The 26,571-nt window shown below is 48.3% G+C and carries 25 protein-coding genes and 1 other annotated feature; of the genes, 4 read left to right on the top strand and 21 right to left on the bottom strand.

All coding sequences use genetic code 11. From position 1 onward, the window contains the following. Positions 1-26 precede the first annotated feature (26 nt). Positions 27-590 carry a M15 family metallopeptidase gene (locus NQ502_RS09615; protein WP_028527730.1) on the top strand — a complete coding sequence of 188 codons (564 nt, stop codon included), beginning with the start codon at positions 27-29 and terminating at the stop codon, positions 588-590. Here NQ502_RS09615 and NQ502_RS09610 read toward each other — a convergent pair. The 5 genes from NQ502_RS09610 to NQ502_RS09590 all read right to left on the bottom strand — a co-directional run bounded on the left by NQ502_RS09610 (position 547) and on the right by NQ502_RS09590 (position 5,304). After that, on the bottom strand, positions 547-2,442 hold the full coding sequence (locus tag NQ502_RS09610; RefSeq protein WP_028527729.1) for a heavy metal translocating P-type ATPase: 1,896 nt from the start codon (positions 2,440-2,442) through the stop codon (positions 547-549). The genes NQ502_RS09615 and NQ502_RS09610 overlap by 44 nt on opposite strands. Positions 2,443-2,444: 2 nt before the next feature. Continuing rightward, the gene (locus tag NQ502_RS09605) at positions 2,445-2,666 is read right to left on the bottom strand and encodes a hypothetical protein (protein WP_028527728.1); all 222 of its coding nucleotides are present in this window, start codon (positions 2,664-2,666) and stop codon (positions 2,445-2,447) included. A gap of 93 nt (positions 2,667-2,759) precedes the next feature. Beyond that, positions 2,760-3,302, bottom strand: coding sequence for a stage V sporulation T C-terminal domain-containing protein (locus NQ502_RS09600; protein WP_028527727.1), 543 nt, complete (start codon positions 3,300-3,302; stop codon positions 2,760-2,762). A 120-nt stretch (positions 3,303-3,422) separates the two neighbouring features. Further along, on the bottom strand, positions 3,423-4,841 hold the full coding sequence (locus NQ502_RS09595; RefSeq protein ID WP_044983018.1) for an MATE family efflux transporter: 1,419 nt from the start codon (positions 4,839-4,841) through the stop codon (positions 3,423-3,425). After that, positions 4,804-5,304 (bottom strand): MarR family winged helix-turn-helix transcriptional regulator, encoded by a 501-nt coding sequence (locus NQ502_RS09590; RefSeq protein WP_044983017.1) that lies wholly within the window; start codon positions 5,302-5,304, stop codon positions 4,804-4,806. The genes NQ502_RS09595 and NQ502_RS09590 overlap by 38 nt, the downstream gene beginning before the upstream one ends. A 218-nt stretch (positions 5,305-5,522) precedes the next feature. Here NQ502_RS09590 and NQ502_RS09585 point away from each other — a divergent pair, with 218 nt between their 5' ends. Beyond that, the gene (locus tag NQ502_RS09585; protein WP_044983016.1) at positions 5,523-5,939 is read left to right on the top strand and encodes a phosphate-starvation-inducible PsiE family protein; all 417 of its coding nucleotides are present in this window, start codon (positions 5,523-5,525) and stop codon (positions 5,937-5,939) included. A gap of 79 nt (positions 5,940-6,018) precedes the next feature. On the opposite strand, the gene NQ502_RS09580 is transcribed toward NQ502_RS09585, so the two are convergent. The 12 genes from NQ502_RS09580 to NQ502_RS09525 all read right to left on the bottom strand — a co-directional run bounded on the left by NQ502_RS09580 (position 6,019) and on the right by NQ502_RS09525 (position 19,177). Then, complete coding sequence (locus tag NQ502_RS09580; protein WP_028527725.1) at positions 6,019-6,888, bottom strand: homocysteine S-methyltransferase family protein; 870 nt, start codon at positions 6,886-6,888, stop codon at positions 6,019-6,021. A gap of 11 nt (positions 6,889-6,899) precedes the next feature. After that, positions 6,900-8,093, bottom strand: a complete 1,194-nt coding sequence (locus tag NQ502_RS09575; protein WP_044983015.1) for a hypothetical protein — start codon at positions 8,091-8,093, stop codon at positions 6,900-6,902. Between the two features lie 56 nt (positions 8,094-8,149). Further along, positions 8,150-11,677 carry a transcription-repair coupling factor gene (gene mfd / locus NQ502_RS09570; RefSeq protein WP_028527724.1) on the bottom strand — a complete coding sequence of 1,176 codons (3,528 nt, stop codon included), beginning with the start codon at positions 11,675-11,677 and terminating at the stop codon, positions 8,150-8,152. Between the two features lie 2 nt (positions 11,678-11,679). Further along, the gene (gene pth, locus NQ502_RS09565) at positions 11,680-12,264 is read right to left on the bottom strand and encodes an aminoacyl-tRNA hydrolase (RefSeq protein ID WP_028527723.1); all 585 of its coding nucleotides are present in this window, start codon (positions 12,262-12,264) and stop codon (positions 11,680-11,682) included. 19 nt (positions 12,265-12,283) lie between these two features. Further along, positions 12,284-13,243: a TIGR03943 family putative permease subunit gene (locus NQ502_RS09560; RefSeq protein ID WP_028527722.1), complete on the bottom strand. Its 960-nt coding sequence runs from the start codon at positions 13,241-13,243 to the stop codon at positions 12,284-12,286. A gap of 21 nt (positions 13,244-13,264) precedes the next feature. Further along, the gene (locus NQ502_RS09555; RefSeq protein ID WP_028527721.1) at positions 13,265-14,368 is read right to left on the bottom strand and encodes a CobW family GTP-binding protein; all 1,104 of its coding nucleotides are present in this window, start codon (positions 14,366-14,368) and stop codon (positions 13,265-13,267) included. A gap of 90 nt (positions 14,369-14,458) precedes the next feature. Next, the gene (locus NQ502_RS09550; RefSeq protein ID WP_028527720.1) at positions 14,459-14,692 is read right to left on the bottom strand and encodes a hypothetical protein; all 234 of its coding nucleotides are present in this window, start codon (positions 14,690-14,692) and stop codon (positions 14,459-14,461) included. Positions 14,693-14,787: 95 nt separating this feature from the next. After that, positions 14,788-15,561, bottom strand: a complete 774-nt coding sequence (locus tag NQ502_RS09545) for an ABC transporter ATP-binding protein (protein WP_028527719.1) — start codon at positions 15,559-15,561, stop codon at positions 14,788-14,790. Continuing rightward, the gene (locus NQ502_RS09540; protein ID WP_028527718.1) at positions 15,548-16,441 is read right to left on the bottom strand and encodes an ABC transporter permease; all 894 of its coding nucleotides are present in this window, start codon (positions 16,439-16,441) and stop codon (positions 15,548-15,550) included. The genes NQ502_RS09545 and NQ502_RS09540 overlap by 14 nt, the downstream gene beginning before the upstream one ends. Positions 16,442-16,466: 25 nt before the next feature. Then, a complete protein-coding gene (locus NQ502_RS09535; RefSeq protein WP_028527717.1) occupies positions 16,467-17,483 on the bottom strand; it encodes an ABC transporter substrate-binding protein in 1,017 nt (338 codons plus the stop codon). A gap of 289 nt (positions 17,484-17,772) precedes the next feature. After that, positions 17,773-18,017 (bottom strand) — a binding site (T-box leader). A gap of 146 nt (positions 18,018-18,163) precedes the next feature. Beyond that, positions 18,164-18,421: a hypothetical protein gene (locus tag NQ502_RS09530; RefSeq protein WP_044983014.1), complete on the bottom strand. Its 258-nt coding sequence runs from the start codon at positions 18,419-18,421 to the stop codon at positions 18,164-18,166. A gap of 96 nt (positions 18,422-18,517) precedes the next feature. Then, complete coding sequence (locus NQ502_RS09525; RefSeq protein ID WP_028527716.1) at positions 18,518-19,177, bottom strand: TetR/AcrR family transcriptional regulator; 660 nt, start codon at positions 19,175-19,177, stop codon at positions 18,518-18,520. Between the two features lie 193 nt (positions 19,178-19,370). Between NQ502_RS09525 and NQ502_RS09520 the strand changes: the two genes are divergently transcribed. Then, the gene (locus tag NQ502_RS09520) at positions 19,371-20,285 is read left to right on the top strand and encodes a LysR family transcriptional regulator (RefSeq protein ID WP_028527715.1); all 915 of its coding nucleotides are present in this window, start codon (positions 19,371-19,373) and stop codon (positions 20,283-20,285) included. A 131-nt stretch (positions 20,286-20,416) separates the two neighbouring features. Further along, a complete protein-coding gene (locus tag NQ502_RS09515) occupies positions 20,417-21,634 on the top strand; it encodes a uroporphyrinogen decarboxylase family protein (protein WP_028527714.1) in 1,218 nt (405 codons plus the stop codon). A gap of 66 nt (positions 21,635-21,700) precedes the next feature. On the opposite strand, the gene NQ502_RS09510 is transcribed toward NQ502_RS09515, so the two are convergent. From NQ502_RS09510 to NQ502_RS09495, 4 genes are read right to left on the bottom strand one after another with little or no spacing between them, the layout of a single operon-like run. Beyond that, positions 21,701-22,549 carry a carbon-nitrogen hydrolase family protein gene (locus tag NQ502_RS09510; RefSeq protein WP_044983013.1) on the bottom strand — a complete coding sequence of 283 codons (849 nt, stop codon included), beginning with the start codon at positions 22,547-22,549 and terminating at the stop codon, positions 21,701-21,703. A 38-nt stretch (positions 22,550-22,587) separates the two neighbouring features. Further along, positions 22,588-24,489 carry a 1,4-alpha-glucan branching protein GlgB gene (glgB, locus tag NQ502_RS09505; RefSeq protein ID WP_148511892.1) on the bottom strand — a complete coding sequence of 634 codons (1,902 nt, stop codon included), beginning with the start codon at positions 24,487-24,489 and terminating at the stop codon, positions 22,588-22,590. 2 nt (positions 24,490-24,491) lie between these two features. Next, positions 24,492-25,865, bottom strand: coding sequence for an alpha-amylase family glycosyl hydrolase (locus NQ502_RS09500; protein WP_028527712.1), 1,374 nt, complete (start codon positions 25,863-25,865; stop codon positions 24,492-24,494). Positions 25,866-25,901: 36 nt separating this feature from the next. After that, the gene (locus NQ502_RS09495; RefSeq protein WP_028527711.1) at positions 25,902-26,483 is read right to left on the bottom strand and encodes a TetR/AcrR family transcriptional regulator; all 582 of its coding nucleotides are present in this window, start codon (positions 26,481-26,483) and stop codon (positions 25,902-25,904) included. Between the last annotated feature and the right edge of the window lie 88 nt (positions 26,484-26,571).

Genomic DNA, 26,571 nt, shown 5'->3' with positions numbered 1-26,571 from the left:
AAAAGCTAAGATACCGGAGGTTTTTTATGAATTCCTATGCCCGTCTCATCAACCGTGAACACCGTTTATCAGAAACCTACGTACCAAAAGACCTGACGGAAGCCATCTTCCCATTCTGCGCCCCCCGGGGGGACAGCAAAAAGCTGATGCGCAAAGAGGCCGCCGACTGGGCCGCCCTTCTCTTTGCTCAGGCGAGGTGGGAAGGGATTCAGCTGTACGGCGTTTCCGGCTACCGATCGTATGCACGCCAGAAAGAAATCTACGACGAGAGAATTGCCGAACTTAAAGATCCGGAAGACAATCTGTTCATCGCACCCCCCGGGGCCAGTGAACATCAGAGCGGACTGGCCCTCGACGTTTCATGCGAAAGCATCAGCTATGATCTGACCGACGAGTTCGCACGCACCAGGGAGGGAAAATGGCTTGCCAAAAACGCCGCCCTTTTTGGTTTTATCCTGCGCTATCCCGCCTGCAAAACGGAAATAACCGGATACGCCTGGGAACCCTGGCATATCCGGTACGTGACACGTTCGCTGGCTCTTTACCTCACGCTGACTGGCCTGACACTCGAAGAGTTTTATCTGATGTAGGCAGGCGCCAGCTCAGCATACGCGATGAATTCAACACTACAAATATAGAAGATGCATTGTGGATCAGCGCACCGACAACCGGATTCAGAAACCCCAGACCCGACAGCAGTACGCCGCATACATTGACAATACAGGCAAATACAATGATGTTCTGCCGGATAATATGCGCGGTCCGTCTTGAAAGCGCAAGCGTAAATGGAAACGCCTCTATATTGTCAGCCATAAAAGCGATATCGGCCGTTTCTACCGCCACGTCTGTTCCGGCAGCTCCCATTGCAATGCCCACATCGGCAAGTGCAAGCGCCGGAGCGTCATTAATTCCGTCTCCGACCATTGCCACTTTCTCTCCCTGTTTTTGAAGTTCCTCCAGGTATTGCAGCTTCTCATCGGGCAAAAGGCCTGCATGATATTCTGTGATGCCAGCCTGACTGCATATTTCTCTGGCAGTGGCTTCGTTATCCCCCGTCAGCATCACGATCCGGCCGATTCCCATCTTCCGCAGCGCCTGGATTGTCTCCGGGACAGATTCTCTCAGTGTATCCGCCACAGAAATTCCGCCCAGTATTCTTCGTCCACAGACGATCAGCATGGCTGTCCTTCCAAGTTTTTCTTCCCGATCCAGAAACTCCTCTGCTTTTCCACCATCCGGATCACAGTCGTCGAGGACTTTCCGATTAGATACCTCATAGACTGCTCCCGGCAGGCTAACCCGGACTCCCCTGCCAAAAAGCAGTTCGAATTCGCCGTCGGCAAGCCCGGACAGATCCGTCTTTTTTACCGTTGTTAAATAGTCTCTGACGGCACCCGCTATCGGATGCTGTGAGTTTTTCTCAGCAATCCCAAGTGCCTGCAGCGTCTCCTGTTCGTACCCCCATGACACAAAGGATACCACTCGCGGCCTGCCCTTTGTCAGCGTGCCCGTCTTGTCAAGACAGACTGCCGTAATTTCAGCACAGCGTTCAATAGCGCTGCCGCCCTTCAGGATAATTCCGCGCTTTGCAGCATTTCCCACACTGGCGATCACTGCCGTAGGCGTCGCAAGAACCAGCGCACACGGACATGCGATCACAAGAATCGTCATCACCCGCATAAGATCCCTGGTGACAATCCCTACTACCGCGCATATTACCAGTATCACCGGCAGAAAATATTTTGCAAATGTGTCGGCAATTCTCTGTGTGTCACCTTTATTCTCCTGTGCTTCCCGCACCGTGCCGATGATCTTACCCAGAACCGTGTCGCTTCCGATCTTAACCGTCTTTATTTCGATGACGCCGTTTTCATTCAGCGCTCCTACATACACCGTGTCGTTCACGGTTTTATCTACCGGCAGGCTCTCTCCGGTTATAGACGCTTCATTGACGGAAGCCTGCCCCTTTATGATGACTCCGTCTACGGGTATCCGTTCTCCCGGAATCACCTTCAGGACATCTCCCGGGCGGACTGTTTTGATCGATACTTCCCGATACTCCTTATCTATGTACTTTCTGCAGACGGGCGGAACCAGTGATATCAGATCTCTGACCGCATTTTTTGTGCGTTCCATCGTCAGCTCTTCCAGTGCCTCCCCAAAGATCATCATGAAAGATACGATCGCACCCGACAGATACTCGCCTACGCATATCGTGCCAATGAGGGCAAGCACAACGAGAACGCCTGCGGTAACCTTCCTCAGTGATATCACAGCGGTCACGGTCGACCAGCAGACATATCCCCCCGCCAGGGTTAGCGCAACGACAGAAAACGGCACCGGAAACGGCACATGCAGTACGAAGTCCAAGAGCGCTGCAGCAAGAATCAAAGACGCCGTCAGCGCCGGAAACCACATGGTCTTCCATAACATTTTACTCATCATCAGGACTCCTTATGGCGATGCCTTCTAAAAATGGAATCTTTCTTTTTTTCTTTATTTTCACTGTTTTCCCCGTGATGATGGTGGTGATGGCGTTCCCCGTCCGGGACGCCAAAGATATCATCCATATCTTCCACACCATCCAGTATTCCGTGTTTTCCTTCATGCAAAATAAGTGTGTCCGGCATCACCGTTTGAGCCACCTTGTTCATCTGCACTAACATAACAGTTCCTCCTTCTCGTATCCCCCCTGGGGGGATATATTTCTTTTATTATAACATTCCTGAAGAGGGTGTCAAGAAGGAGTCCTCACATTTTTAGTTTTCCATCTGCTTACCGAGAAAAACAGCCGCCATCTGTGCCATTTTCTTTTCCGCATCGCCTATCTCCTTTTTTCCGCTTGCAATGATAACGGATCCGATGGCGTCACCGGCACTGATGATCGGCTGAATAACTGCTGACATATGATTTTCATCCTGTGATTCTACAAAACGGATGTGTTTATCACCGTTCCCTTCAATCTGCGCACTTTCTCTGTTTGCGATCATTTTCTCCAGCTCAGGACTGATCGCTTTCTGATTATATTCCTTCTGGTCAGGTCCAGAGGCCGCCACGATCTGGTCATGATCTGAGATACAGGCAAGGCATCCCGTTACAAAAGAAATTGCATCAGCAAATTCTCTGGCATATTTACTCAGCTCCCCAATCGGTGAATACTTTTTCAGGACAATCTCACCTTCCCGTCCGGTAAAGATTTCCATGGGTTCCCCTTCCCGGATGCGAAGTGTCCTTCGGATTTCTTTCGGCACCACCACACGTCCCAAGTCATCAATACGGCGTACAATTCCCGTTGCTTTCATATTCCGATTCCTCCGTTGTCTTTATCTGTTAATCCGTTTATACGATTTGATACTATTATCTGTTATAAATTGGATTAATATACACATAACGACATAGGAAAAGGAAGATTTTCCTTGCTTTTATTTTTTAATCTGATTGTTCAGTTTTCGCATTTCAGGAATAATAAAAAGTGCAACGATAACCGCAGACGCAACATCCGCCACAGGGGCAGAATACAGTATTCCATTCAGCCCCATAAAGAGCGGCAGAATAAGTATCAGCGGTATCAGCAGCAGCAGCTGGCGCAGCATAGAGAGCAGCGATGCCTTTAGCGGCTGCCCTGTCGCCTGAAAATAATTGGTGGATACGATCTGAAAGCCCGCGCAGAAGATACTGAACAGATAAGTTCTGAGGCACCTGACCGCAAAGTCGGTAAACTCCTGGTTCTCTCTGCCGAAGAGACCGATGATTGCCTCCGGTTTCGTCTGGCAGACAATCCACCCCAGAAAGATCAAAACCGTAGCAGCTGCCGCGGCCCATATGTATGTCTCTTTGATCCTGCGGTATTTTCCGGCACCCCGGTTATAACCCAGAATCGGCTGTGCACCGATTCCGACCCCGATTCCAAACGCTCCCATGATCATGGCAATCTTCATTACGATACCCATGGCGCTAAGTGCCACATCTCCGCCGATCGGACTTTTATCACCGTAATATACAAGTGAATTGTTCATTACCACCTGCATGATGCAGGCAACAGACTGCGTGATTCCGGAGGATATTCCGAGTGCCAGAAAACTCCCGATCAGTTTTCCTTTCAGGCGCATCTGCTTCCTGCGAATTCTCATATGGAGAGGATTCCTGGATGAACGTATAAAGTAAACGCTCAGGATGATTGCTGAAATAATCTGCGAGGTGATCGTCGCGACCGCAGCTCCCTTTACCCCCCAGTGGAATACAAAAATATAGATGGGATCAAGAATCGTATTCAGGCCTGCCCCGATGAGCATGCCATACATGGAAAGTCTGGGATGTCCGTCCGTTCTCGCCAGATTCGAAAGCACGATACTGACCATGTTGAACGGCGTCCCCAGCAGTATGATCGATGTATAATCAACTGCATAAGGCATGACCGTCTCGGTTGCACCGAATACCTTTAAGATTGGCCGCAGGAAGATAAGCCCGGCTGCCATCAGGACAATGCTGATCAGTATGGTAAAAATGAACGCGTTGTTTAATGTCTTTTCCGCCTCGTCATCCTTTTTCTCGCCCAGCCGGATCGCCGCATAGGCACTGCTCCCTGAGCCGATCAGCGTCCCAAAGGCAAGCAGAAGCGTCATGATGGGAAATGCCACCGTTGTCGCGGCATTTCCCAGGTATCCAATCCCCTGTCCGATAAATATCTGGTCTACAATATTATAGATGGAATTGATCAGACATGAGATGATGGCCGGCACCGAAAAGGTAATAAGTAATTTCCCCACCGGCTGTGTCCCCAGTGGATTTTCCGTCTTTATTATTTCATGATTGCCTTCCTGTATTTGTTTTGCATGTGTCATATCTTTCGTTCTGCTCCTTTCCCGTAAAGTCATCCAGTGCCATGCAGGATCTCTCTGCCATTTGCTTCAACGCCACATATACCATGCGCTCTTCCTCTTTAGAGAAGCCGTCAAACAGGAGTTCCTGCCACTGTTCTCTGATTTCGTATATTGCGTGTATATGTCTCACCGCACTTTCCCTGACGAACAGGTGCCTGATACGCCGGTCACGGCTGTCCGTTTCTACACGGATGTATCCCAGATCCAATAGCTTCTGCACTGCCCTTGTCACAGTCCCCTTATCAAAATTCCCCAGCCTGGCAAGATCATACATGGTGATCCCCTGGTTTTCATAAATCCTGAGCAAAAAAAAATGCTGACCGCTTCCGATAAGCTCCTCCTCCATTGCCATATCAAAATATCTTCTGGAATTCCGATATAGAACTGAAATAAACTTTGCGATTGTAACTTCTCGTTGACGCATACGCTCCTCCCTCTATTCGCCGTGTCTGTTTGTAAGGCACAAAAAAAGTTGACACCTCAACTTTTATACGAGTATTATATTCCCGTACAGTTGAAGAGTCAACTAATTTTCATTTTCCATTTGAATTTCCCGGATTTCCTCAAAGGTCATTTCTGTCAGTTGAATCCCTCAGGGCAGCCATGCTATAATAAATCCATCACAAAAAAGGAGAAACAAACATGGAAAAATGCCCTCTTCGAAAGCGGATGAACGATATCGTCTTCTCAATCGCACGCTACACAGAATTGATCATTTCCATTATCATCATGGCAGTCATCGCCATCCTGATCCTGGACCTGGTATCTGACCTGATGCAGATTCGCGCCTTCCACGCAGAAACTGAGTATTTTTCAACATTTCTTGCCAAGGCACTGAATCTGGTAGTCGGCATAGAATTTGTCAAAATGCTCTGTAAGCATACCCCGGAAACTCTCGTTGAGGTGCTGATGTTTGCCACTGCCAGGCAAATGGTAGTTGAACACCTTGATACCTGGCAGACGCTGATCGGGGTTGTGTCCATCACCATTTTGTTTGCCACCAGGAAGTATCTGTTCCTGCGCTCCGGAGAAAGCGACAGACTGACGGATAAATTTTAAAAAACATTTACTTACTCCAAAACAAAAAAAGAGAATCTGCTGCGCACTATGCTGCCCTATAGCAGATTCTCTCTGTTTATCAAAGCTCTTTTTTTAATTCTGCAATATACGCCGGTGTCGTCCCGCAGCATCCTCCGATGATCCCGGCTCCTGCCGTAACCAGTTTCTTCATATGCTGCGCGAAGGTTGCTTCATCCATACTGTAGCTGACATTTCCGGCACGATCCGTCCCTGGAAGTCCAGCGTTAGGTTTTGCAATAATTGGAACCGTCGCCTTATCTTTTATCCGGGCGATAACGCCTTCCAGCTGATCCGGTCCCAGCGAACAGTTCACGCCGATGGCTGCTGCCCCATGTTCTTCCAACGCCGGGACTGCCTCCGCCACATCTGTTCCATACAGTGTCATTCCCTTTTCGTTAACAGTAAAAGAACACATCATCGGAAGATCACAGACTTCATTTGCCGCATCGAGTGCTGTCAACGTCTCATCCAGACTCAGCATAGTCTCAATACCCAGCAGATCCACCCCGCCCCTGACCAATGCCCTGATCTGTTCCGAATATACGGCAAACAGTTCTTCACGCGTCATATCGCCCAGCGGTTCCATCAGTTCTCCCGTCATTGTGAGATCACCTGCCACATAAGCTTTTCCCTGCACAGCTTCCTTTGTAAGCCCGGCAAGACGAATATTCAATTCCTCCACCCGATCCACCAGCCCGTGCTTTTTCAGACTGATCCTGTTGGCAGTAAATGTGCACGCATATACGATCCGGCTGCCCGCCTTTGCATATTCTGATTGAAGTTTTTTAACAATTTCCGGATTCTTCAATATCCAAAGTTCCGCCGATTCCCTCTGGGGCATTCCCGCCGCCATCAGGTTGGACCCCGTCGCGCCGTCCATCAGTATCAGTTCCCGGCCTGCCCACCGTGCAAACTCCTGTTTCGTCATGATATCACCCTTTATTCCGCAGCTGCCCCGTCATCTGTTTCCTGGTCAGCCGCATTCCCTGCATCGTTTTCATTCCCTGCATCTGTCTCTCCATCAGCAGCGCCATCATCACCTGACTCTGCCGCTTCATCCGCAGCCGCCCCGTTATCAGATGTGTCCGCCGGCTCAGGAGTCGCCATACTGAACGATTCTTTATCCGTCAGTGTGACTTTTTTCCAGACTTTTTTATTCAGGGTAATGTCCGCCTCATCATACCATCCCTGGACAATCTCATCGAATGCTTCCTGCTGTTTTTCTTTTTTTATCGATTCCTTCTTTGAATCCGTAGCTTCCTGATCCAGTTTCTGATCCATTCTTACCACAAAATAGCTGGACTCGCCCTCGACAATTCCGTCATACAGCTGACCGTCTTCCAGCTCCGCCGCCTTCTCCTTCAGTGCTTCATCGAGAGATGTATCATCCTCTCCATACGAATACGTTGTCACGATGAAAGAATCGTCCAGTTCCTTCGCCATGGCCTCAATATCAGCCGACGCCGGGTCCTCTTCCGCCTTAAGCTCTTCCAGAAGGGTTTCCATCTTGCCGTAGGCTTCCTTTTTAGCGTCTTCCTCGAGATTGCCCATGGTCAGGGCCGCATAAGTCAGCGTAGACTGTGCCGCCTCCTCATCCGTCACCTTGATCTCAACATCTGCGATGACCGGTTCATATGCCTTTTTGTAGTAAGTACTGAGCTCCAGATACTCCCTGACATCACTTTCCGTGACGCCTATTTTTTTCAGCGTCGCCGCATCATTTGCCTCGATAAACGTTTTTGCTGCCTCGTCCATCGCAGTTTTTTCTTCATCTGTTACCGCAATGCCATACTCATCTGCCCTTGTACGGGTCAGATACATTTTTTCCAGGGTGGCAAGACACTCATTCTTCGTCTGTTCACCGTAAGTGATCCCGTCTGCCGTCTCCTGATCCCACATGCCCTGGCTGGAATCCATCCCGTACATCGAGTAAATGGATTTATAATAGTATTCCGTCTGGGCCTGCTGATACCTGAGCGCAAAACTTGCGACCCCAAGCGGCACCTCTTCCTGATTCACCGTCGCCACGGTCTGTGTGCCGTCCAGGTCTTTCGACCCGCATCCCGCCATCATCGTTATTCCCAGTGCGGCTGCCATCACCGTGCACACTGCTTTTATGCTGAACTTCTTCATTTCTTCCTCCTGTGCTTTCATGTACTAATTCATTACAGTCATTTCAGTATTATACCTTATCTCTCCGAAAAACTCAATATTTGACGCAGCAATTGTTCCGTATGTTCCATCATCGGCAGTACCTCTTTTGCCTTTCGTTTTGCAGGCCGGTAGATGAAATACGGATTGTTCTCAATCTTAAAATTGAGTTCTCCGTTAAACTGTTCTAAAAGCTGCGGGATTTCTGCCGGATTCAGCTTCGCACGTTCATGCATGGTGAGCTTCACTTCCTCCCCGCGCTGTTTCACCTCCACCACGTAAGCCTGATGGGCGAGCGCCTTCATATTGGCGATCGCCAGAAGATTCTGCACACATTTGGGCGGATCCCCAAAACGGTCTACAAGCTCCTCCAGAATATCTTCATATTCATCCTGCGACTCAATCCCCGCGATTCTCTTATAGATATCAAGCTTCTGTACTTCATTCGTGATGTATTTGTCCGGAATAAATGCATCAATGTTCATATCAATCGTGGTCTCAAAGTCTTCCTGCTGCGGAATCCCTTTTTCTTCCTTAACTGCCTCATTCAGCATTTTACAGTACAGGTCGTAACCGACTGCTTCCATATGACCGTGCTGTTCCGCACCGAGAAGATTTCCGGCGCCTCTTATTTCCAGGTCCCGCATGGCTATCTTAAATCCGCTTCCGAGCTCTGTGAATTCCCGTATTGCGTGAAGACGTTTTTCCGCAATCTCTTTGAGCACCTTATCACGCTTATACATCAGAAAAGCATACGCTGTACGGCTGGAACGTCCGACCCGTCCCCTCAGCTGGTACAGCTGTGATAATCCGAGCTGGTCTGCGTCATGGATAATCATCGTATTGACATTGGAAATATCAAGTCCCGTCTCAATGATCGTGGTCGAGACAAGCACGTCGATCTCTCCGCTGATAAATCCATACATGATCTTTTCCAGCTCACGTTCATTCATCTGCCCGTGAGCAAACGCCACATTCGCCTCCGGAACAAGCTTTGCTATTCTCCCTGTAATATCGGCAATCGTCCGAACGCGGTTATACACGTAATACACCTGTCCGCCGCGCGCCAGTTCTCTGCTGACGGCTTCTCTCACCATCTCATCATTATATTCCATTACATATGTCTGAATCGGCATCCGGTCCATCGGAGGCTCTTCCAGCACGCTCATATCACGAATTCCGATCAGACTCATATGAAGCGTACGCGGAATCGGCGTCGCTGTCAGTGTCAGTACATCCACATTCTGTTTCAGCTTTTTGATCTTCTCCTTGTGGGTGACGCCAAAACGCTGCTCCTCATCGATGATCAGCAGACCAAGGTCTTTATACTGCACATCGGCAGAAAGCACGCGATGCGTGCCAATCACGATATCCACCCATCCCTTTTTCAGATCTTCCACCGTCTTTTTCTGTTCCGCTGAACTTCGAAATCTGCACAGCAGATCAACACGGACCGGAAAGTCTTTCATTCTCTGCAAAAACGTATTGTAATGCTGCTGCGCCAATATCGTTGTCGGCACCAGATAAACCACCTGTTTGCCTTCCTGTATCGCTTTAAAAGCCGCCCGAATGGCAATCTCCGTCTTGCCGTATCCAACATCCCCGCAGATCAGACGGTCCATGATTTTTCTGCTCTCCATATCATGCTTGGTGGCTTCAATGGCAAGCAGCTGATCTTCCGTCTCCTCAAATGGGAACATCTCCTCGAATTCTCTCTGCCACACGGTATCCTCTCCGTACATGTGTCCGTCTTTTTCCTGCCGGGCTGCATAGAGTGCCACGAGGTCTTTGGCAATATTTTTTACCGCACCCCGCACGCGTGTCTTCGTCTTATTCCATTCCTGACCGCCCAGCTTGTTGAGCTTCGGCTTTTTGGCATCCGCTCCCGCGTATTTCTGCAGCATATCCAGCTGCGTAGCAAGAATATAGAGGTTGCTTTTGCCCGCATATTCGATCTTGATATAGTCTTTCATAACTTTATCAATCTCTACTTTTTCGATTCCCCGGTAGACGCCGAGACCGTGATTCTCATGGACAACGTAATCACCGATTGACAGCTCGGTAAAACTGCTGATCTTTTTCCCGCTGTACTCAGTCTTACGTTTCCGCTTCTTTTTCTCTTTACCAAAAATATCAGTCTCAGCAATAATCACAAATTTGATCATCGGATACAGAAATCCACGGTGCGCATGACCATATGTCACCATGATTTCCCCCGGCTGTACGAGGCGGTTCAGATCTTCCCCGTAAAAGCTGCCCAGACCTTCATTCTGAAGATCCTGCGCCAGACGCTGCGCACGGGTTCTTGACCCGCACAGCAGGATCACACGATAGCCTCCGCGTTTCCATCCCGCCAGGTCCCTGACCAGCAGTTCAAAGCTGTTATTATAGGAGTTCACCGATTTTGCTGTAATCTGATACTTTTCACGGACATCCCACTCGCCTTTTCGCGGTTCAATAGATGAGATCGTGATACACTTGCAGAGATTCAGCATGCCGACAACACTCTGACAGGATTTCAGCAGGTCTGTCTGTCCGGGCAGCACATATCCCTTCTCCAATCGATTTGCCATACTCTGTCGGAATTCTTCTTCAACCGCAGCTGCATTTTCAACAACACGGTTCGGTTCATCAACACAAAACAATGTGTTTTCCCTGTCAAAATAGTCCAAAAAACAAACAGTTTCTTTATAAAAATAGTGCAGAAAATTTTCAGCACCTGACATGTCATATAATTCATTTACCCTCTCACAGACCTCATCGACGGCTCCAGAAAGTCTGGCGGCCTCCTCCGTTTTCATATCCCCCCGGAGCTTTTTGATCAGCTGTGATGCCTCTTTTCGAATCGCCTTAACCCCGGCGGCTGCGCATTCTGCAGTTAATACCATCTCGGAAGCCGGGTAAAGGCGGATCTCTTCGAGATTTTCAATGGATCTCTGACTCTCCGCATCAAAACTGCGGATCGAATCGATTTCATCTCCCCAAAGTTCAATTCGCAGGGGGTTTTCCTCCGTCAGCGGAAATACGTCTATTATGCCGCCGCGAACAGAGAACTGCCCTGATGTCTCCACCTGTGCACTTCTCTCATATCCCATAAAAACGAGCTGTTTTTTCAATTGTTCCACATCTATTGTGCTGTCATTTTTAAAAACCAGAATCTGTTTTCTAATCACCGAAAGCGGCAGCAGATAATCCATACAGCCCGGCATGCTGGTGACAACAGTAACCTCATCCTCTTCAAGAAGCGCCTTGATCACCTGCATACGCTGTTTTGTAAGCAGGTTCCCATGGATATCCGCCTGAAAGAAAATCAAATCCTTCGCTGGGTACAAAAGGGCCTTTGGTTCGTAAAACCTCAGGTCCTCATAGAATTCTTTTGCTTTTACATCATTTTCGGCAATGACCAGCCTGTGGCCAAATACCCGCCCAAGTCCATGTACGATGTGAGCCTTCTGTGACTCAATGCAGCCGGTTATCTGCCGCACACCGGTCCTTCCCTTTTTCAGGCTGTCCGCAATCTCCTGGAACTCCGCTAACTCCTCCAGCGGTTTTTGCAATGCATCCATCTTTATTCCTTTACTGTCTGTTTTATACAGTTATACTCATTCATAGCCTTATCAACTTCATCCCGGAGCATAAGCTCCACCGCTTTCCCCGCACGCACAATCGCTTCGTCAACCATTTTTCTCTCGCCATCCGGAAAATGTCCCAGCACATACTGGGCAAGATCCCAGCCCTTTGGCTTCTCGCCGACCCCGATTTTTACCCGAAGAAAATTCTGTGTTCCCAGATGAGCTATGATGTTTTTAATCCCGTTGTGCCCTCCGGCGCTTCCTTTTTTCCTGATGCGGAGCTGGCCTGGTGCCAGACTGACATCATCGTAAAGGACAATCAGTTCACGCTCCGGATCTATCTTATAATAGTCTGTCAATTCACGTACGGATTCTCCGCTCAAATTCATATATGTCACAGGTTTCGCCACGATCACTTTCTGCGAACCGATCATTCCCTTCCCGTACATCGCCTTATGCCTGACGCCAGAATAAGGAATCCGATAAGTATCGATCAGATAATCAATCGCGTCGAATCCCACGTTGTGGCGGGTGTGTTCGTACTGCCTGGTAGGATTTCCAAGACCTACAATTATATACATGGTAGTTTTCCTCGCCTTATCAATTAAAATAAACCAGTTCTTCTTTCGGCTCTTTTGCCGGTCTTACTTCTTTCGCATAGAGCACAGGCCCCTCATCGTGATAGACCTTCATATATTCCCGGTGAATAGATGCAGTGACCTCAACCCAGCTGCCCATCTCCAGAGACGGAGCCCCCTGATATCTGCACACGTATCCGATAAAACTGGTATCATCGGCGCAGCACGTCATCGCCATCCTTCCGGCGACAAAGAATTCTGCATCCAGGTCTTCACTTTTTAGCACCATCCCTTTGTAACGGACTGTTTTCCCTTCGTAGTCCTCGGGATTATCCATCATATCCACATACCAGATGCCGTAGTCCTCTTCCATAATGTCTATGATATCGGCATCCAGATCAAACGGCATACCGTCTTCGAAGATGTCCTCCACTTCTCCGTCTTCATTCTCGAAAATAATCTCTGCAGCCGGATTGACTACTTTGACGCTGCGCCGAAAGGATGCGAGCGGCTGTTCTTTATTGCAGCGGTTAAACAGGACCAGCTCTGCATCTCTTACCATCTCAACAAAAAGGGATTTCAGATTTTTCATATAGATTTCGAAACAGCTTGCGTCAACAGTCACAATCTGCTGAATGATCCCCCATCCTTCCGGTAATTCCATCTGAAGAAGCTTCGACACAGACCACAGCGGGTTAAACTCCAGCAGCACGCGCTCCGGCCGATGCTTTTTCGCAAGATAACGCAGCGCATCTTCGGTAAAGTCTTCCGCCTCCTCGATCACCTCAATCACCGTCCTCCGGCGTCTCCTGAGTTCTGTTTCATCATATTCTACTTCACCCTCCTCACACAGGATCAAAAGGGTTGTCTCCGGTATATTAAAATAATTCTGATGGATCGTTCCATCCAGAAACGTTGTTTTTCCGCTCTCAAGAAATCCGGTCACAAGATAGACCGGCACCTCTATGTCTTTATACTCCATACCTTTTCACACCACCCGTCCCTATGAAAGTGCAAACAGCTCTTCCAGTTTCGATTCGTTCAGCTTCGAGCCTATCACACAAAGCCTTCCCGTAAATTCAGGGCTTCCCTCCCTGATTTCGTACTCTTCCGGAACCATGTCAAAGTAATGCCAGATCCCCGCCTCATCCGGGACCATCCCCTTGGCGCGCAGTACCGTTCCGTACTCTCCGCCGTCTGAAAGCGCTTTTAAGATTCTGTCAATCTCATCTCTTCCATATGTTCTGGCCGTCTCAGTTCCCCAGCTGGTAAACACTTCATCCGCGTCATGATGATGGTGATGGTCATGTCCGCATCCGCAGGCCTCCCCGTGCTCGTGGTGATGATCGTGGTCATGTCCGCATCCACAGTTCTCCCCGTGCTCATGGTGATGATCGTGGTCATGTCCGCATCCGCAGTTCTCCCCGTGCTCGTGGTGATGATCATGATCGTGCCCACAACAGCAGGCCTCCCCGTGCTCATGGAGATGTACTTCTTCCTCCAGTTTCGTCACCTCATCTTCCATGACTTCCAGGACTTTTTTCCCGCCAAGCTGTGAGATGGGCGTGGTGATAATATGTGCATGGCTGTTAATCTCCCTGATAGAAGCAACCGCCTTCTTTATCTTATCTGCAGCAGCCTTGTCTGTCCTGCTCAGAATGACCGTGCCTGCGTACTCGACCTGGTTTTCATAAAACTCACCGAAATTCCTCAGGTACATGTTACACTTATTCACATCCACTACTGTAATATGACTGTTCAGACGGATATCACACTCTTTTTCCACTTTTTCTACCGCTTTCATAACATCTGAGAGGAGTCCCACTCCAGAAGGCTCGATCACAATCCGGTCCGGATGATACTTTTCAATGACCTCTTTCAGCGACGTCCCAAAATCCCCCACAAGCGAGCAGCAGATGCACCCGGAATTCATCTCCCTGATCTCAATCCCCGCGTCTTTCAAAAATCCTCCGTCAATGCCGATTTCACCGAATTCATTCTCGATCAGCACCACCTGTTCATCCTTCAGCGCATCTGTAAGCAGCTGTTTTATCAGGGTTGTCTTTCCGGCTCCCAGAAATCCGGAGATAATATCTACTTTTGTCATGTCTTTTTCCGTCCTCTCTTACAAATTTCGTTTAATCAAAAGAAAGAGGCTGTTATTCAACAGCCCCCAGCACTTCGCTTAATTAGATCATTAACCATTAATCATAAAGTTAAACAGTTTATCGATATCTTCTTTCTCAGAAGCAATAATTTCCAGTTCCGGAATCTCTCCGCCTGAAAAAATATTCGCCAGGGATACATACTGGCAAAGTTTTGATTTCAGGTTCAGCCTGTCGCCTTCTCCCGTTACCAGTTCTACTTTTCCTTTACAGCTGTCTACTACTTCAAAAAATTTGTCAACATCATTAATATTCTTAATTTTCATGATGATTACTCCTTTCTAAACCCAATCCGTTATTTGTCTTGCTTAGCCATATTATATACCACAATCCCGCCAAATGCAAAGCTTTTTACAGAAAATTAATTGCCGCATTCGATACTGATTTCGTTAAATTTGCCCAAAATCTCATCGATTTTTATGTCATTTCGTGCGGTTCCAGAAACATCGATAATATTTTCACCCTGGTGCATCATGATCAGCCTGTTTCCGTATTCAACGGCATACCGAAGATTGTGTGTCACCATGATTGTCGTGAGTTTTTTCTCTTTTACAATCTGGGCAGTCAGTTCCATGATGATCTCAGCCGTCTTCGGGTCAAGAGCTGCCGTGTGTTCATCCAGGATCAAAAACTCAATCGGAGTCATCGTTGACATAAGAAGAGACAGTGCCTGCCTCTGTCCGCCCGAGAGCGCCCCGACTTTCGTGTCAAGTTTGTTTTCCAGCCCCAGGTTCAGCGGTCGGAGCATCTGGGCATACCGGTCCTTCCTTTTTCTGTTCAATCCGCCTCCCAGTCCATAGCGTTTGCCCTTGTTATCCGCAATCGACATATTTTCCAGAATTGTCATGCTCGGGCACGTCCCCTTCGCCGGATTCTGATAAACTCTTCCTATGCTGCGCAGGCGTGTAAACTCTTTTTGGTTCGTGATATCTTCTCCATTCATGACAACCTGCCCCAGGTCCACATCAATACTGCCGCAGATGATATTCAGCATGGAGGTTTTTCCGGAGCCATTACTGCCTACCACAGAGACAAACTCACCCTCATTTACGGTCAGATCATATCCCCGGAACAGGCACATCTCATTGACAGAACCGGGGTTAAAATATTTGTGTATATTTTTAAGCTGCAGCATCTGTCTTCACCCTCCTTTTGCGCTCCATTCCCAATACCAGAATAATCAGGAACAGTACTGCCGTTATGAGTTTTAAGTCGCTCGCGGCAAACCCTCTGCTGATCGCTACTGCCACACACGCTTTGTACAGGACCGATCCGATGATCACACTCGACGTCACACGCAGCAGTGTGACCTTCCGAAACAGACTCGTTCCGATAATCACACTTGCAAGCCCGATTACTACGGTTCCCGTACCCATGGAAGCATCAAAGTAACGCTGCTGCTGCGCATAGATACAGCCTCCCAGTGATACCAGGGCATTGGATACCGCAAGACCCACGATCTTGACCGTCCCTTTATCGACGCCCAGTGATGTGATGATCGTCGGATTATCGCCCACCGCCCGAAGCAGGAAACCAGACTTTGTGCTCATGTACCAGTCGAGCGCAAATTTCGCAATCAGAGTGAGCACAAAAATAATAATCACCGTTTTAAACGGCGCCAGGCCACCGGTAAAGATGCCGTTTACGATCGGATTATCAAAAATTGTTTCACTGTTATAGATGGGAAGATTTGCTTTTCCCCCCGCAATTCTCAGATTCACAGTATACAGAGCTGTCATCATAATGATACCCGACAGCAGGTCTCTCACCTTCAGTTTTACATGAATCAATCCTGTCAGGACGCCGATCAGCGCCCCCGCCAGCAGCGACACAGGCAGTGTCAGCAGAGGATTCACACCCCTGCTGATTAAAACGGCCGTGACCGCAACCCCCATCGGAAAGCTGCCATCCACCGTAAGATCCGGAAAATCCAGGATTTTATACGTGATATACACGCCGAGAGCCATGATACCGTAAATCATGCCCTGTTCCAATACACTGATCAGTAATGCCACAATACTCCCCCATTTCTGTTTTCACTTACTCTGCACTGATGCTGTCAAATACTTCCGCCGCCTCTTTTACTTTTGTATCATCCAGCCGGAAACCAATCGCCTCTGCGACTGCTGTATTTACATAGAATTCCGCACCGGAGCAGATTTCATACTTCATTTCTTCCGCCTCAGCCTCGCCTTTCAGTACCTTGGCAGCCATCGCTCCGGTCTGTTTTCCAAGCTCGATATAGTCGATCCCCATGGAAGCCAGGCAGCCATTTTTCACCTGCTCAACCTCACTTCCGAAGACCGGAATCTTGGCTTCATTTGCGTAGGAGAGAACCGTCTGCAGTCCCTGTACAACTGTATTATCTGTAAGATTGGTAATACAGTCTGCTTTTTTAACCATGTCAGCGGCCGCCAGGTCTACATCCGCCAGGGCACTGATACCTGTCTCAACGATCTCAAATCCATAATCTCCGGCGAGCTCTTTGTACTCTGCGATCGTGCTCACGGAGTTTGCCTCACTCGTGGTATAAATAATTCCGATTTTTTTTGCCTCAGGCATCAGTTCCCTGATCATCTGCAGCTGTTCGGATACCGGCAGCGCATCCGAGGTTCCCGTAATGTTTCCCACGGAATTTCCTTCCTCGTCTGCAAGTCCCGCTTCCACAGGATCAGACACCGCTGTATAAATCACCGGAATATTAGAATTCATACATGCGTTATACGCACTTCCCGCACTTGGAGTCGCGATTGCGCAGATCATATCTACCTTCTTGGACACGTAGTTGCTGGCAATCGCGCTGGCAGTCCCTGTGTCCGCCTGCGCATTGTCATACAACACCTCCAGATTCTTATCTTCTTCAATACCCGCTTCTTTCAAACCCTCCAGAAAACCTTCCCTGCAGTTGTCAAGAGATCCGTGTTCTGCAAACTGTGAGATTCCGATCGTATAAGCCTCTTCACCGCCAGATGCACTGCCGCCTTTGCTGCTCCCGCATCCTGCCATTGCCAATGTCACCACTGCTGCCATCATTGCTGCCAATACTTTTTTCTTCATAATTCTTCTCCTTTTCTCTCCGCCGGAAAAGTTTTTCGTCCATCTCGGTCGTGGCTCCACTACCCCGCCGGGCTCACCTCGATTCCGCTTCGCTGCATCTCGGTCGCGGCTGTCGCGCCCCACTACCCCGCCGGGCTCACCTCGATTCCGCTTCGCTGCATCTCGGTCGCGGCTGTCGCCGCATACCCGCAAGCATATAGCATGCGTGATATGCAAGCATCTCCCGCATGCTATATGCTTGCGGGTGCCCGGCTCATAGAAAACGCGAAAAAAACCGTCTCAAGCTTTTGCTTGAGACGGTAATAATAGGCATTATTATCGCGGTACCACTCAAATTGACGAAATTGTCCACTTTCTCACGTACTAACATACGCTCCTGATTGATAACGGGTTCGGTTCCCGGCAGCGCCTACTTTTTTCATTTCAGACTGCCCTCAAAAGTCCATTCAGCTAAAAACTCCATATGGCAATCCCACCATCTGCCACTCTCTGAAATTTCGTTTGAAGCCTACTCTTCTTTCTCGACGGTTTTATAATTTATGTATACACTTTAGTACAGAATTTTGTGAATGTCAAGAAATTCTTGCCCTATTCCAAACATTTTTTAAGTGCAAATCTTCTTGTCCGGTATAAGCCGGGCAGGAAGATTTGCCGTTTGAGCGGATACAATTGCAGATTCGTCAGCGCTTTTTGAATATGATTAATTGTAAGATCTCTGATAAAAATACAAGAACACCACTTATCAGGCAGATCTTTGCCGCCGTATGGCTGTCCCTTCCGGCAAATGAGACCGCTCCTGCTATCAGTCCGGCACCGGTTAAGAATGAAACCGTTTTACCTGCAATGCGTACAGGCCGGCGGTTCCATGCGCGATTCACAGACTTATCAAATTTGTCTGCTGCGTTTTCAATGATTTGCTCAAATCTTTCCTCTGTCATATTCGACCTCCTCATAGTAATCAAGCATGATTAGTACCCTCTTTAATACATGGTGTTTGTATGTATTTTGATAAAAAATAAAATTGCCGGGCAATTCTATTTTTTATCAGTATTTTGCATCACTCGCTCTATCGTCTGCTTCGAATACTGCAGAATTTCTTCGTCTATGACCGGAAGACCCAGTGCGTCAAACATATCTCTGGCAAAATATAGTCTTTCAATCAGCTCATCCTTTGAGCAGGAAAATATGGACGGAACAAACCAGATATCTATGACCATGGTAAATATACTGCAAAGCGCCTTCGGGTACTTTACATCTTTGATAGATCCGTCTGCCACCCCTTCCTGAAACAGCTCCTCAAAAAATGGAGCAACGATTCTCTGATTGTTTTCAATATAATCCGCCAAAATTCTGGGGTTGTTTAACAGCGGAACGGACATTAGATTTAATTCCTGCTGTTCCTGATTCTGGTACTGCAGTTTGATGACTTTTTTTATCTTTTCCAAACCGCTTAATCCCTTTTCACCTCGCACTTTTTCAAAAGGATTATTTTCAAAAAACATTTTATCTCCCAAAGCATCCAGGACTTCCTCTTTCGACTTGAAGTGGTGATAAAAAGCTCCCCGTGTCAGTCCGCCCAGATTGTTTACGATGTCTAAAACCGTGGTTTCCTCATACCCTTTTTCGAGAAAAAGCTTTAACGAGACATCCAGTATTTTCTGTACCGTTTCCTCCGGATATTTATTGCGCGGCATTTGTCCTCCCCTTTCCTTAAATACATACACCATGTTTGTATTGATATTAACATACATTGTGTATGTTGTCAATGAACCTCCGCATTTAATTTTTAACGCTCCAATGTCCGGGTGTTTGACATCTGTTACGGTTCCAACTCTCATCATCTTTATGCTATACTGTTTACAACATCAAACAAGGAGGACTGCCGCTGTGAAGTACCGTAACATCATGAACATATCCCTCCAGCAGATTCAGATTTTTTTGAAATGCTGCAGGTATCTGAACTTTTCCCGTGTTGCAGAGGAATATAATTTCACACCTTCCATGATCAGCAAAACTATCAAAAGTCTGGAAGACCTTCTGGGCATCCCGCTTTTTGTCCGAAAATACCACCGTCTGGACCTGACCCCGGCGGGAAGGGAACTGGAAAAAGGATGGGAATCCATCTGCCAGACACTGGTAGAAACCGTCACCAGAGCCTATGATATTCAGGAACAGCTGTCTGCCCGTCTCCGGATCGGAATACTGGAAACCACCAGATTCTGTGCAGATTATATCACCATGAAACTGGAAGGCAATCTGTCCGAAAGTATCATGAAAAATATTCAGTGGGAGCGAAGAGATATGCACCATCTGCCTCAGGCGCTGGAGGATGGGCAGGTAGATCTGATCATTACGTGGTCCGGTGAGATCCCGTATCTGGATGCCCGGATCAGCAGCTGGAAAAAAATTTTTGACTCGCCTGACGCAGTATTTATTCCCCGCGGGCATCCGCTGTTCGATAAGCCGCTGACCTCCCTTGCAGAGTGCCGGCCCTACCCGTTTATCACGCTCTCCCCTGCGAGCTACCCTCACTATTATGAATATCTGGAAACACTCTGTAACGGATATGGGTTCTCACCTCTCCTCTCCACCCTTTGCGGCAGCACAGACTCCGCCCGCTATAACCTTTCCATGGGAAAAGGTATCTACGTAGCACCCAGCCTGCTCTGTGCAGACTGGGAAACCGAGGATATTCACAAGCGGGAGCTTCAGGGTGAGGCCCAGTCCGGGCTGATCGTGGCGTGGAAAAAAGGAACTCTGACTCCGGTCATGGAACAGATCATCAGCCTGATCGCCAGCTGATCCGTCCGCTGTACTCTCACTGTGCCATTTTGGAATCGTGTATTGCTGACCTTTCGTTTTACGATAACTGCTTCCATCGTTACAATAAAAGCAGTTATCAGAAACCATAATATGTTTGGGAGGTAATCAACATGGCAGACGAAAAAAATTTTTTAAGCTACTCCGCAGCAACCTTTGAAAATCTGGCCAACTGGCCCAATGCAGAGGTCCCGCTGATGGCGCTTGTGACTGAGCTGATTCCGGAACTATGTCAGGTTCCGTACGACTATCTTTTGCGGGACGACCCTGAGGCTATGGCGGAGTGTACACTTCTGGTTCAGGAATATCTGAATCTGGACACCATCATTGCCAACCTGGATATCTACAATTTTGAGGCGGAAGCTATGGGTGCCAAACTCCGTTTTTACCCTGACCACTGTTCCGATATTGACCGAAGCGAATACTTCATCCAGACCCCCGCAGATCTTGATAAGATCAAATTCCGCGGATTAGATACCGGGCGTTTTCCTTATCTGCTCCGCTACTGTGAAGCCTATAAGAAACATACCGGTACGGACACCTTCCCCATGTTTTCCGCCCCATGGACTTTGGCAGGAAACCTGTACGGAGTTGACAACCTGATCATGGACACCGTGGAGGATCCCGAATTTGTAACGGAATTCCTGCATCGGATCGTAGATGATTTTCACGTTCCCATGTATCATGCGCTGGCTGAAGTTCTTCCCGGTTTTCATCAGGTATCTCTGGCCGACGCCTTTGCCTCGGTCCCGGTCGTCACCCCGGAAATCGTACGCAAATTCATTAAGCCCTCACTGGAGCGCCTGATGGAAAAGCTGAATATGCCCGGCATTTCCATGCAGGACACCGCCTTTTTCGGAACCGCCCAGCTGTCCGGCGAAGATCGGAAGGAATACGAGGAATTTATTATCTGGTCCAACGATATGTTTTTCTGCATTGACCCGGATCTGACTGAGCTGACGCCGGAATATGCCCGTCAGGTCGCCACAGACCATCTGGTTCCCCTGATGGCGGGGATTTCCGCTAAGCAGGTGGAATTCGGCGCCATCAAGGAGACCGTAGAGATCATCAAAAATTTTGTCCTGAAGGGCAAAAACGGCCCCACACCGCTGTTTTTCTTCTTCAACAACCTTTCACCAAAAACAGCGGTTGATAAATTACTTGCCGCCGCCAGGGCAGTGCGCATCTACGGTGCCCCCGGGGCGAATGAAAACACCCCTTATGAGCTTCCTTCCGTCATCCCGTTTGAGGAATTTCTGAGGGATAAGATCAGACACAATCAGGCTGGTTATGCATTTCACTGGCTCAAAGTCTCTTCCATATCCCTGTAAAGATAATGCAGAGGAAGACCGGTTAACCGGTCTCCCTCTGCATTTACATCATCCCCTGATTGCAGGTTATATTTTCGAATAGATTCGTATGTTTCTGCTCGTCAGCTGATACACATCGCCCCTTACGTTGCCAAGCGACGGTATCTGCTGTCTTGCATTCGCAACCTCATCCGGGGCGATCCGAGCCATAACCAGGGTTTCTTCATCCCCGCCTTCTGCCAGGACCTCACCCATGGGACTAATGATCATAGAATGACCGTGTGACGTAAACGCGGGTTTATCGCCGCACTGACAACACGCCAGCACATAGCAGGTGTTTTCAATCGCACGCGCACACAGCAGCGTTTTCCAGTGTTTTTGTCCGGTCGCCCTCGTAAAATTTGCAGCCACAATCATTGCCGTGGCTCCATTTCCCGCCATGATCCGATACAGTTCCGGAAACCGTACATCATAACAGATCGACAGTCCAAAGCATCCAAGCGCAGTATCCGCCAGCACAATTTCGTTTCCCGGCTCTATACCGTCCGACTCCCGATACGCCGGCCCGTCTGCCACCTCAACATCAAACATATGTAATTTCTTATAATCACAGATACAGGATCCGTCGGGTCCAAACATCAGGCTTGTATTATACGGATTCCCGCTATCATTTCTCTGCGTGATGCTACCTCCGTGAATATAGATACCGTAATCTTTGGATTTCGAGGAAAAGAACTGATCCCACTGTCCGGGAACCGTCTTTGCGTGCTCCCTCATCTCTGTTCCGATATAGTCGACGGTCTCAGGAAATACCACAAGAGAAGCGCCTGCCGTGGCTGCCTTATCCAGCAGCGCTTCAGCACGCCGCATATTCTTCCGTTCATCCGCCCCGGAATCCATCTGGACCAGGGCGGCTTTAAATGAATTCTTTCTCATAAGACACTCTCCTGCCCGCTGCATCCCCCGCATAACAATTAAAACAGAAAAACCGCTACTCCATACGGCGGAAGTTTATACTCAAAAGAATACGGTCTTCTGTCACACGGTTTTGCCTGTGCAGTGTACTCCACTTTACGAATCACAGTTTCGCCTCCGAATTTCGGATCAGCGCTGTTTAAGATCAGACGGTACTTTTTCTTTTTCGGTACGCCCACGCGGTAATCCCTGCGTTCAATCGGCGTAAAATTGCAGACAAACAGCAGATTATTCCTTCCCGTAGGAGAATGCCTGACAAAACTGAAGATACTCCGGTCCCCGTCATCGGCATTGATCCATTCAAAGCCCTCAGGGTTTCTGTCCATCGCATACATTGCAGGGTATTTCTTATACAGGTTTAAGAGCTCCGTTACAAACGCCTGGAGCTTTTTATGCTTATCCTCCCTCAGCAGATACCAGTCGAGCTCCCGTTCCTCACTCCACTCCCGAAGCTGCCCGAATTCCTGGCCCATGAACAGCAGTTTCTTTCCTGGGTGTCCGAACATAAACGAATATCCCACTTTCAGGTTCTCAAACTTACTCTCCATGAGTCCCGGCATCTTATTGATCATGGAACATTTCAGATGTACTACCTCATCATGAGACAACACCAGCACATAATTCTCACTGTAAGCATACGTCATGGAAAAGGTCATCCGCGTATGGTTATATTTCCGAAAATATGGGTCGAGCTTCATGTACTCCAGAAAATCATGCATCCAGCCCATATTCCACTTCAGGCTGAAGTTCAGGCCGTCTTCCTCAACCGGCCCGGTCACCTTCGGCCACGCCGTCGATTCTTCTGCGATCATCACCGATCCCTTATTGCGTCCCAGAATTACTGTGTTGAGATGCTTAAAGAACTCGATGGCCTCAAGGTTTTCATTCCCTCCATATTTATTGGGCACCCACTGCCCGTAGTCTTTCCCATAGTCCAGATACAGCATGGAAGCCACCGCATCCACCCGCAGACCGTCGATATGAAAATGTTCAATCCAGAACAATGCACTGCCGATTAGGAAATTTTTGACCTCATTCTTTCCGTAATCAAAGATTTTTGTCCCCCAGTCAGGATGCTCTCCTTTCCTCGGATCCGCATATTCATAAACCGCTGTGCCGTCAAAGTCGGCAAGACCGTGTGCATCCCTCGGAAAATGTGCCGGCACCCAGTCCAGGATAACCCCGATCTTATTCTTATGAAGATAATTGACCAGATACTGGAATTCCGCCGGAGAACCGTAACGTGAAGTCGGTGCATAATACCCCGTCACCTGATACCCCCAGGAGCCGTCAAACGGATACTCCGCAATCCCCATCAGTTCAACATGTGTATAGCCCATCTGTTTTACATAATCAGTCAGTGCGTGAGCAAATTGTTTATAGTCATAAAACCCGTCTTCATTTTCATCTGTAACCGGGTGTTTCATCCAGCTGCCCGGATGTACCTCGTAGATTGACATTGCCTCATCTCTTGGTTCGATCTCTGCACGCTTTTTCATCCATGCACTGTCTCCCCATTTAAGATTGGAAACGTCTGCAATCCTGGATGCGGTCCCCGGGCGTTTCTCTGCCCAGTTGGCAAACGGGTCCGCTTTGTACAGACCCTTTCCATTCTTCGCAGTGACATAGAATTTGTACAGGTCCCCAACCTTTGCCTCCGGTATAAAACACTCAAACACACCGATATCTCCGACCTTTTCCATCGGGTTTGCCTCTTCCGCCCAGCCGTTGAATTCGCCGATTACGGAAACAGCCCTCGCCTTTGGCGCCCACACGGCAAAATAAACACCTTTCCTGCCATCAAACACCATCGGATGCGCACCCAGCTTTTTATAAATCTCATAATGCGTACCCTGGCCAAATAAATACTGATCCAATTCCCCAAAATACATCTTTTCCATACCTATTCTCCTTCCCTGGCGGATGTGTATAAAATAACGGCTCCGCTTTCTTCCAGCCGAACAGCCAGACGGCCGTTCTCCACCGGACAGATTTCACCGGAAACGGCATTGATATACGCTTTCTCAGGCAGTGGCGCGGGCACCTGTATCTCAGCGGGAACTTCATCATTGTTCACCGCGACAACAACCGCCTCTTCCTCTGTAGTCCTCGCAAATGCAAACTGCCTGTTTGTCAGAAACAGTTCCCTGTATTCTCCATATACGGAAACAGGATGGGTTCCTCTGATTTCCCCGAGTTTCACAATCCATTCCATCAGCTCCGGATGCGGGTTATCATCCAGAACCTCCTGCAGATCAACGGCTGGCCTCAGATAGTCGTCATTCGGTCCTTCCTTGCGTCCGCTGATCCCCCATTCCGAGCCATAATAGACAGAAGGAATGCCGGGCAGCATATAGAGCAGTGTATACACCGGAAAACAATGCGAGAACACCTGCAGTTTGCTGGCAATACGGTCCACATCATGATTGTCCACAAAGGAATACAGCTTCAGCCCTCGGTATATTCCCCCGTTTGCGTCAAACTCACGCCGGATCGTATGCGCGATCTCAAAATAATTGTGATCGTTGTGACCGGAATACAGGCCTTTGTGAAGCTCATAGTTTGTAACGCTGTGCAGCATGTTCTCACCGCCGCCGATGTAGCGCGAGTAATCGCCGTGAATCACCTCACCCATGAGCCAGAAGTCTTCCTTCCACTCGGAAGTCCGCCGTCTCATCTCTTCCATGAAATAGAAGTCCAGGCAGTCCGCACAGTCCAGGCGTATACCGTCGATATCAAATTCCGTGATCCAAAACCGAATCACCTCCAGCAGATACTCGCGCACAGCTTCTTCCTGAAGATTCAGATTCACAAGTTCAAAACAGTTCCTCCATGCCTCATAAGAAAATCCGTCATTATAAGGGTTATTCCCTCCGAACCAGATCCCCTTATACCAGCTGCAGTATGGAGAATTCTCCCGGTTTTTCTGAATATCCTGAAACGCAAAGAATTCTCTTCCCGTGTGGTTGAACACTCCGTCCACAACCACCTTGATCCCGCGTCTGTGAGCATCCCCCACAAATGCCCTGAAGTCCTCATTATCACCGAGCCTTCGGTCAACCAGCTTATAGTCCCTTGTATCATACCCGTGAGACGTCGATTCAAACAGCGGTCCGATATAGATGGCCGTACACCCCAGATGATGCACATGTTCGAGCCACGGATGCAGCTGTTCAAACCGGTGCACCACCCCTTCCTGTGTATTCTCCCTTGGCGCTCCTGTCATACCGATCGGATACATATGATAGAACACCGCTTCTTCATACCATTTTCCCATAATTTACTACCCCTTTTTCCTTCTTTATTTTCTGCTCTAAGAATAAATACCATACATAAACTGATGAACGATGCTTCGGATCTGTTCGTCTGTAATCTCCATCATCTCGTCTTCCCCGAATTCCTGTTGGCGCATCATCAGATAGTGATCCATGATCCCTATGAACCCGACAGCAAACTGCTGCTGTCTCCCGTTCATATTGCCCAGCTGTCCTGACGCTTCATCGAAAATGCAGACAATCCTGTTATAATAATCCTGTATCAGCGGATAGACAGTCTTAAATCCCTCGTTTTCCCTTCCAGAATAAAACAGCGCCAGCATCAGCAGATAACATTTCCGGTATCTCACGGCAAAGTCAAAATATGCCTTCGCCACATGAAACAGAAGATCCGGAATCTTACCCTGGAACTGAACCGCTTCATCCAGATTTTTATTCAGAACATCGCAGTAAACCTTTAATACATTTTCCAGCAGGCCCCTTTTACTTCCAAAATAATAATACAGTGTGGGTTTCGTTATGCCGGCGGTATCCACAATTTCCTGAACCCCCACCGCATCGTATCCCTTCATGTAAAAAAGGGCAAGCGCACACTGTAAAATATTTTCTCTATTATCCATAAGCAACTTCCTTTCGGATTTTCCCTGACATTAATTATACCAATCGGTATAGAAACTGTCAATGTTTCCGAACGGATTCCTGCCTGTT

Source organism: Ruminococcus gauvreauii (assembly GCF_025151995.1).
GTDB classification, from domain to species: Bacteria; Bacillota; Clostridia; order Lachnospirales; family Lachnospiraceae; genus Ruminococcus_G; species Ruminococcus_G gauvreauii.
The sequence above is the reverse complement of the archived record's forward strand: the minus strand, read 5'-3'. Positions and strand labels throughout refer to the sequence as shown.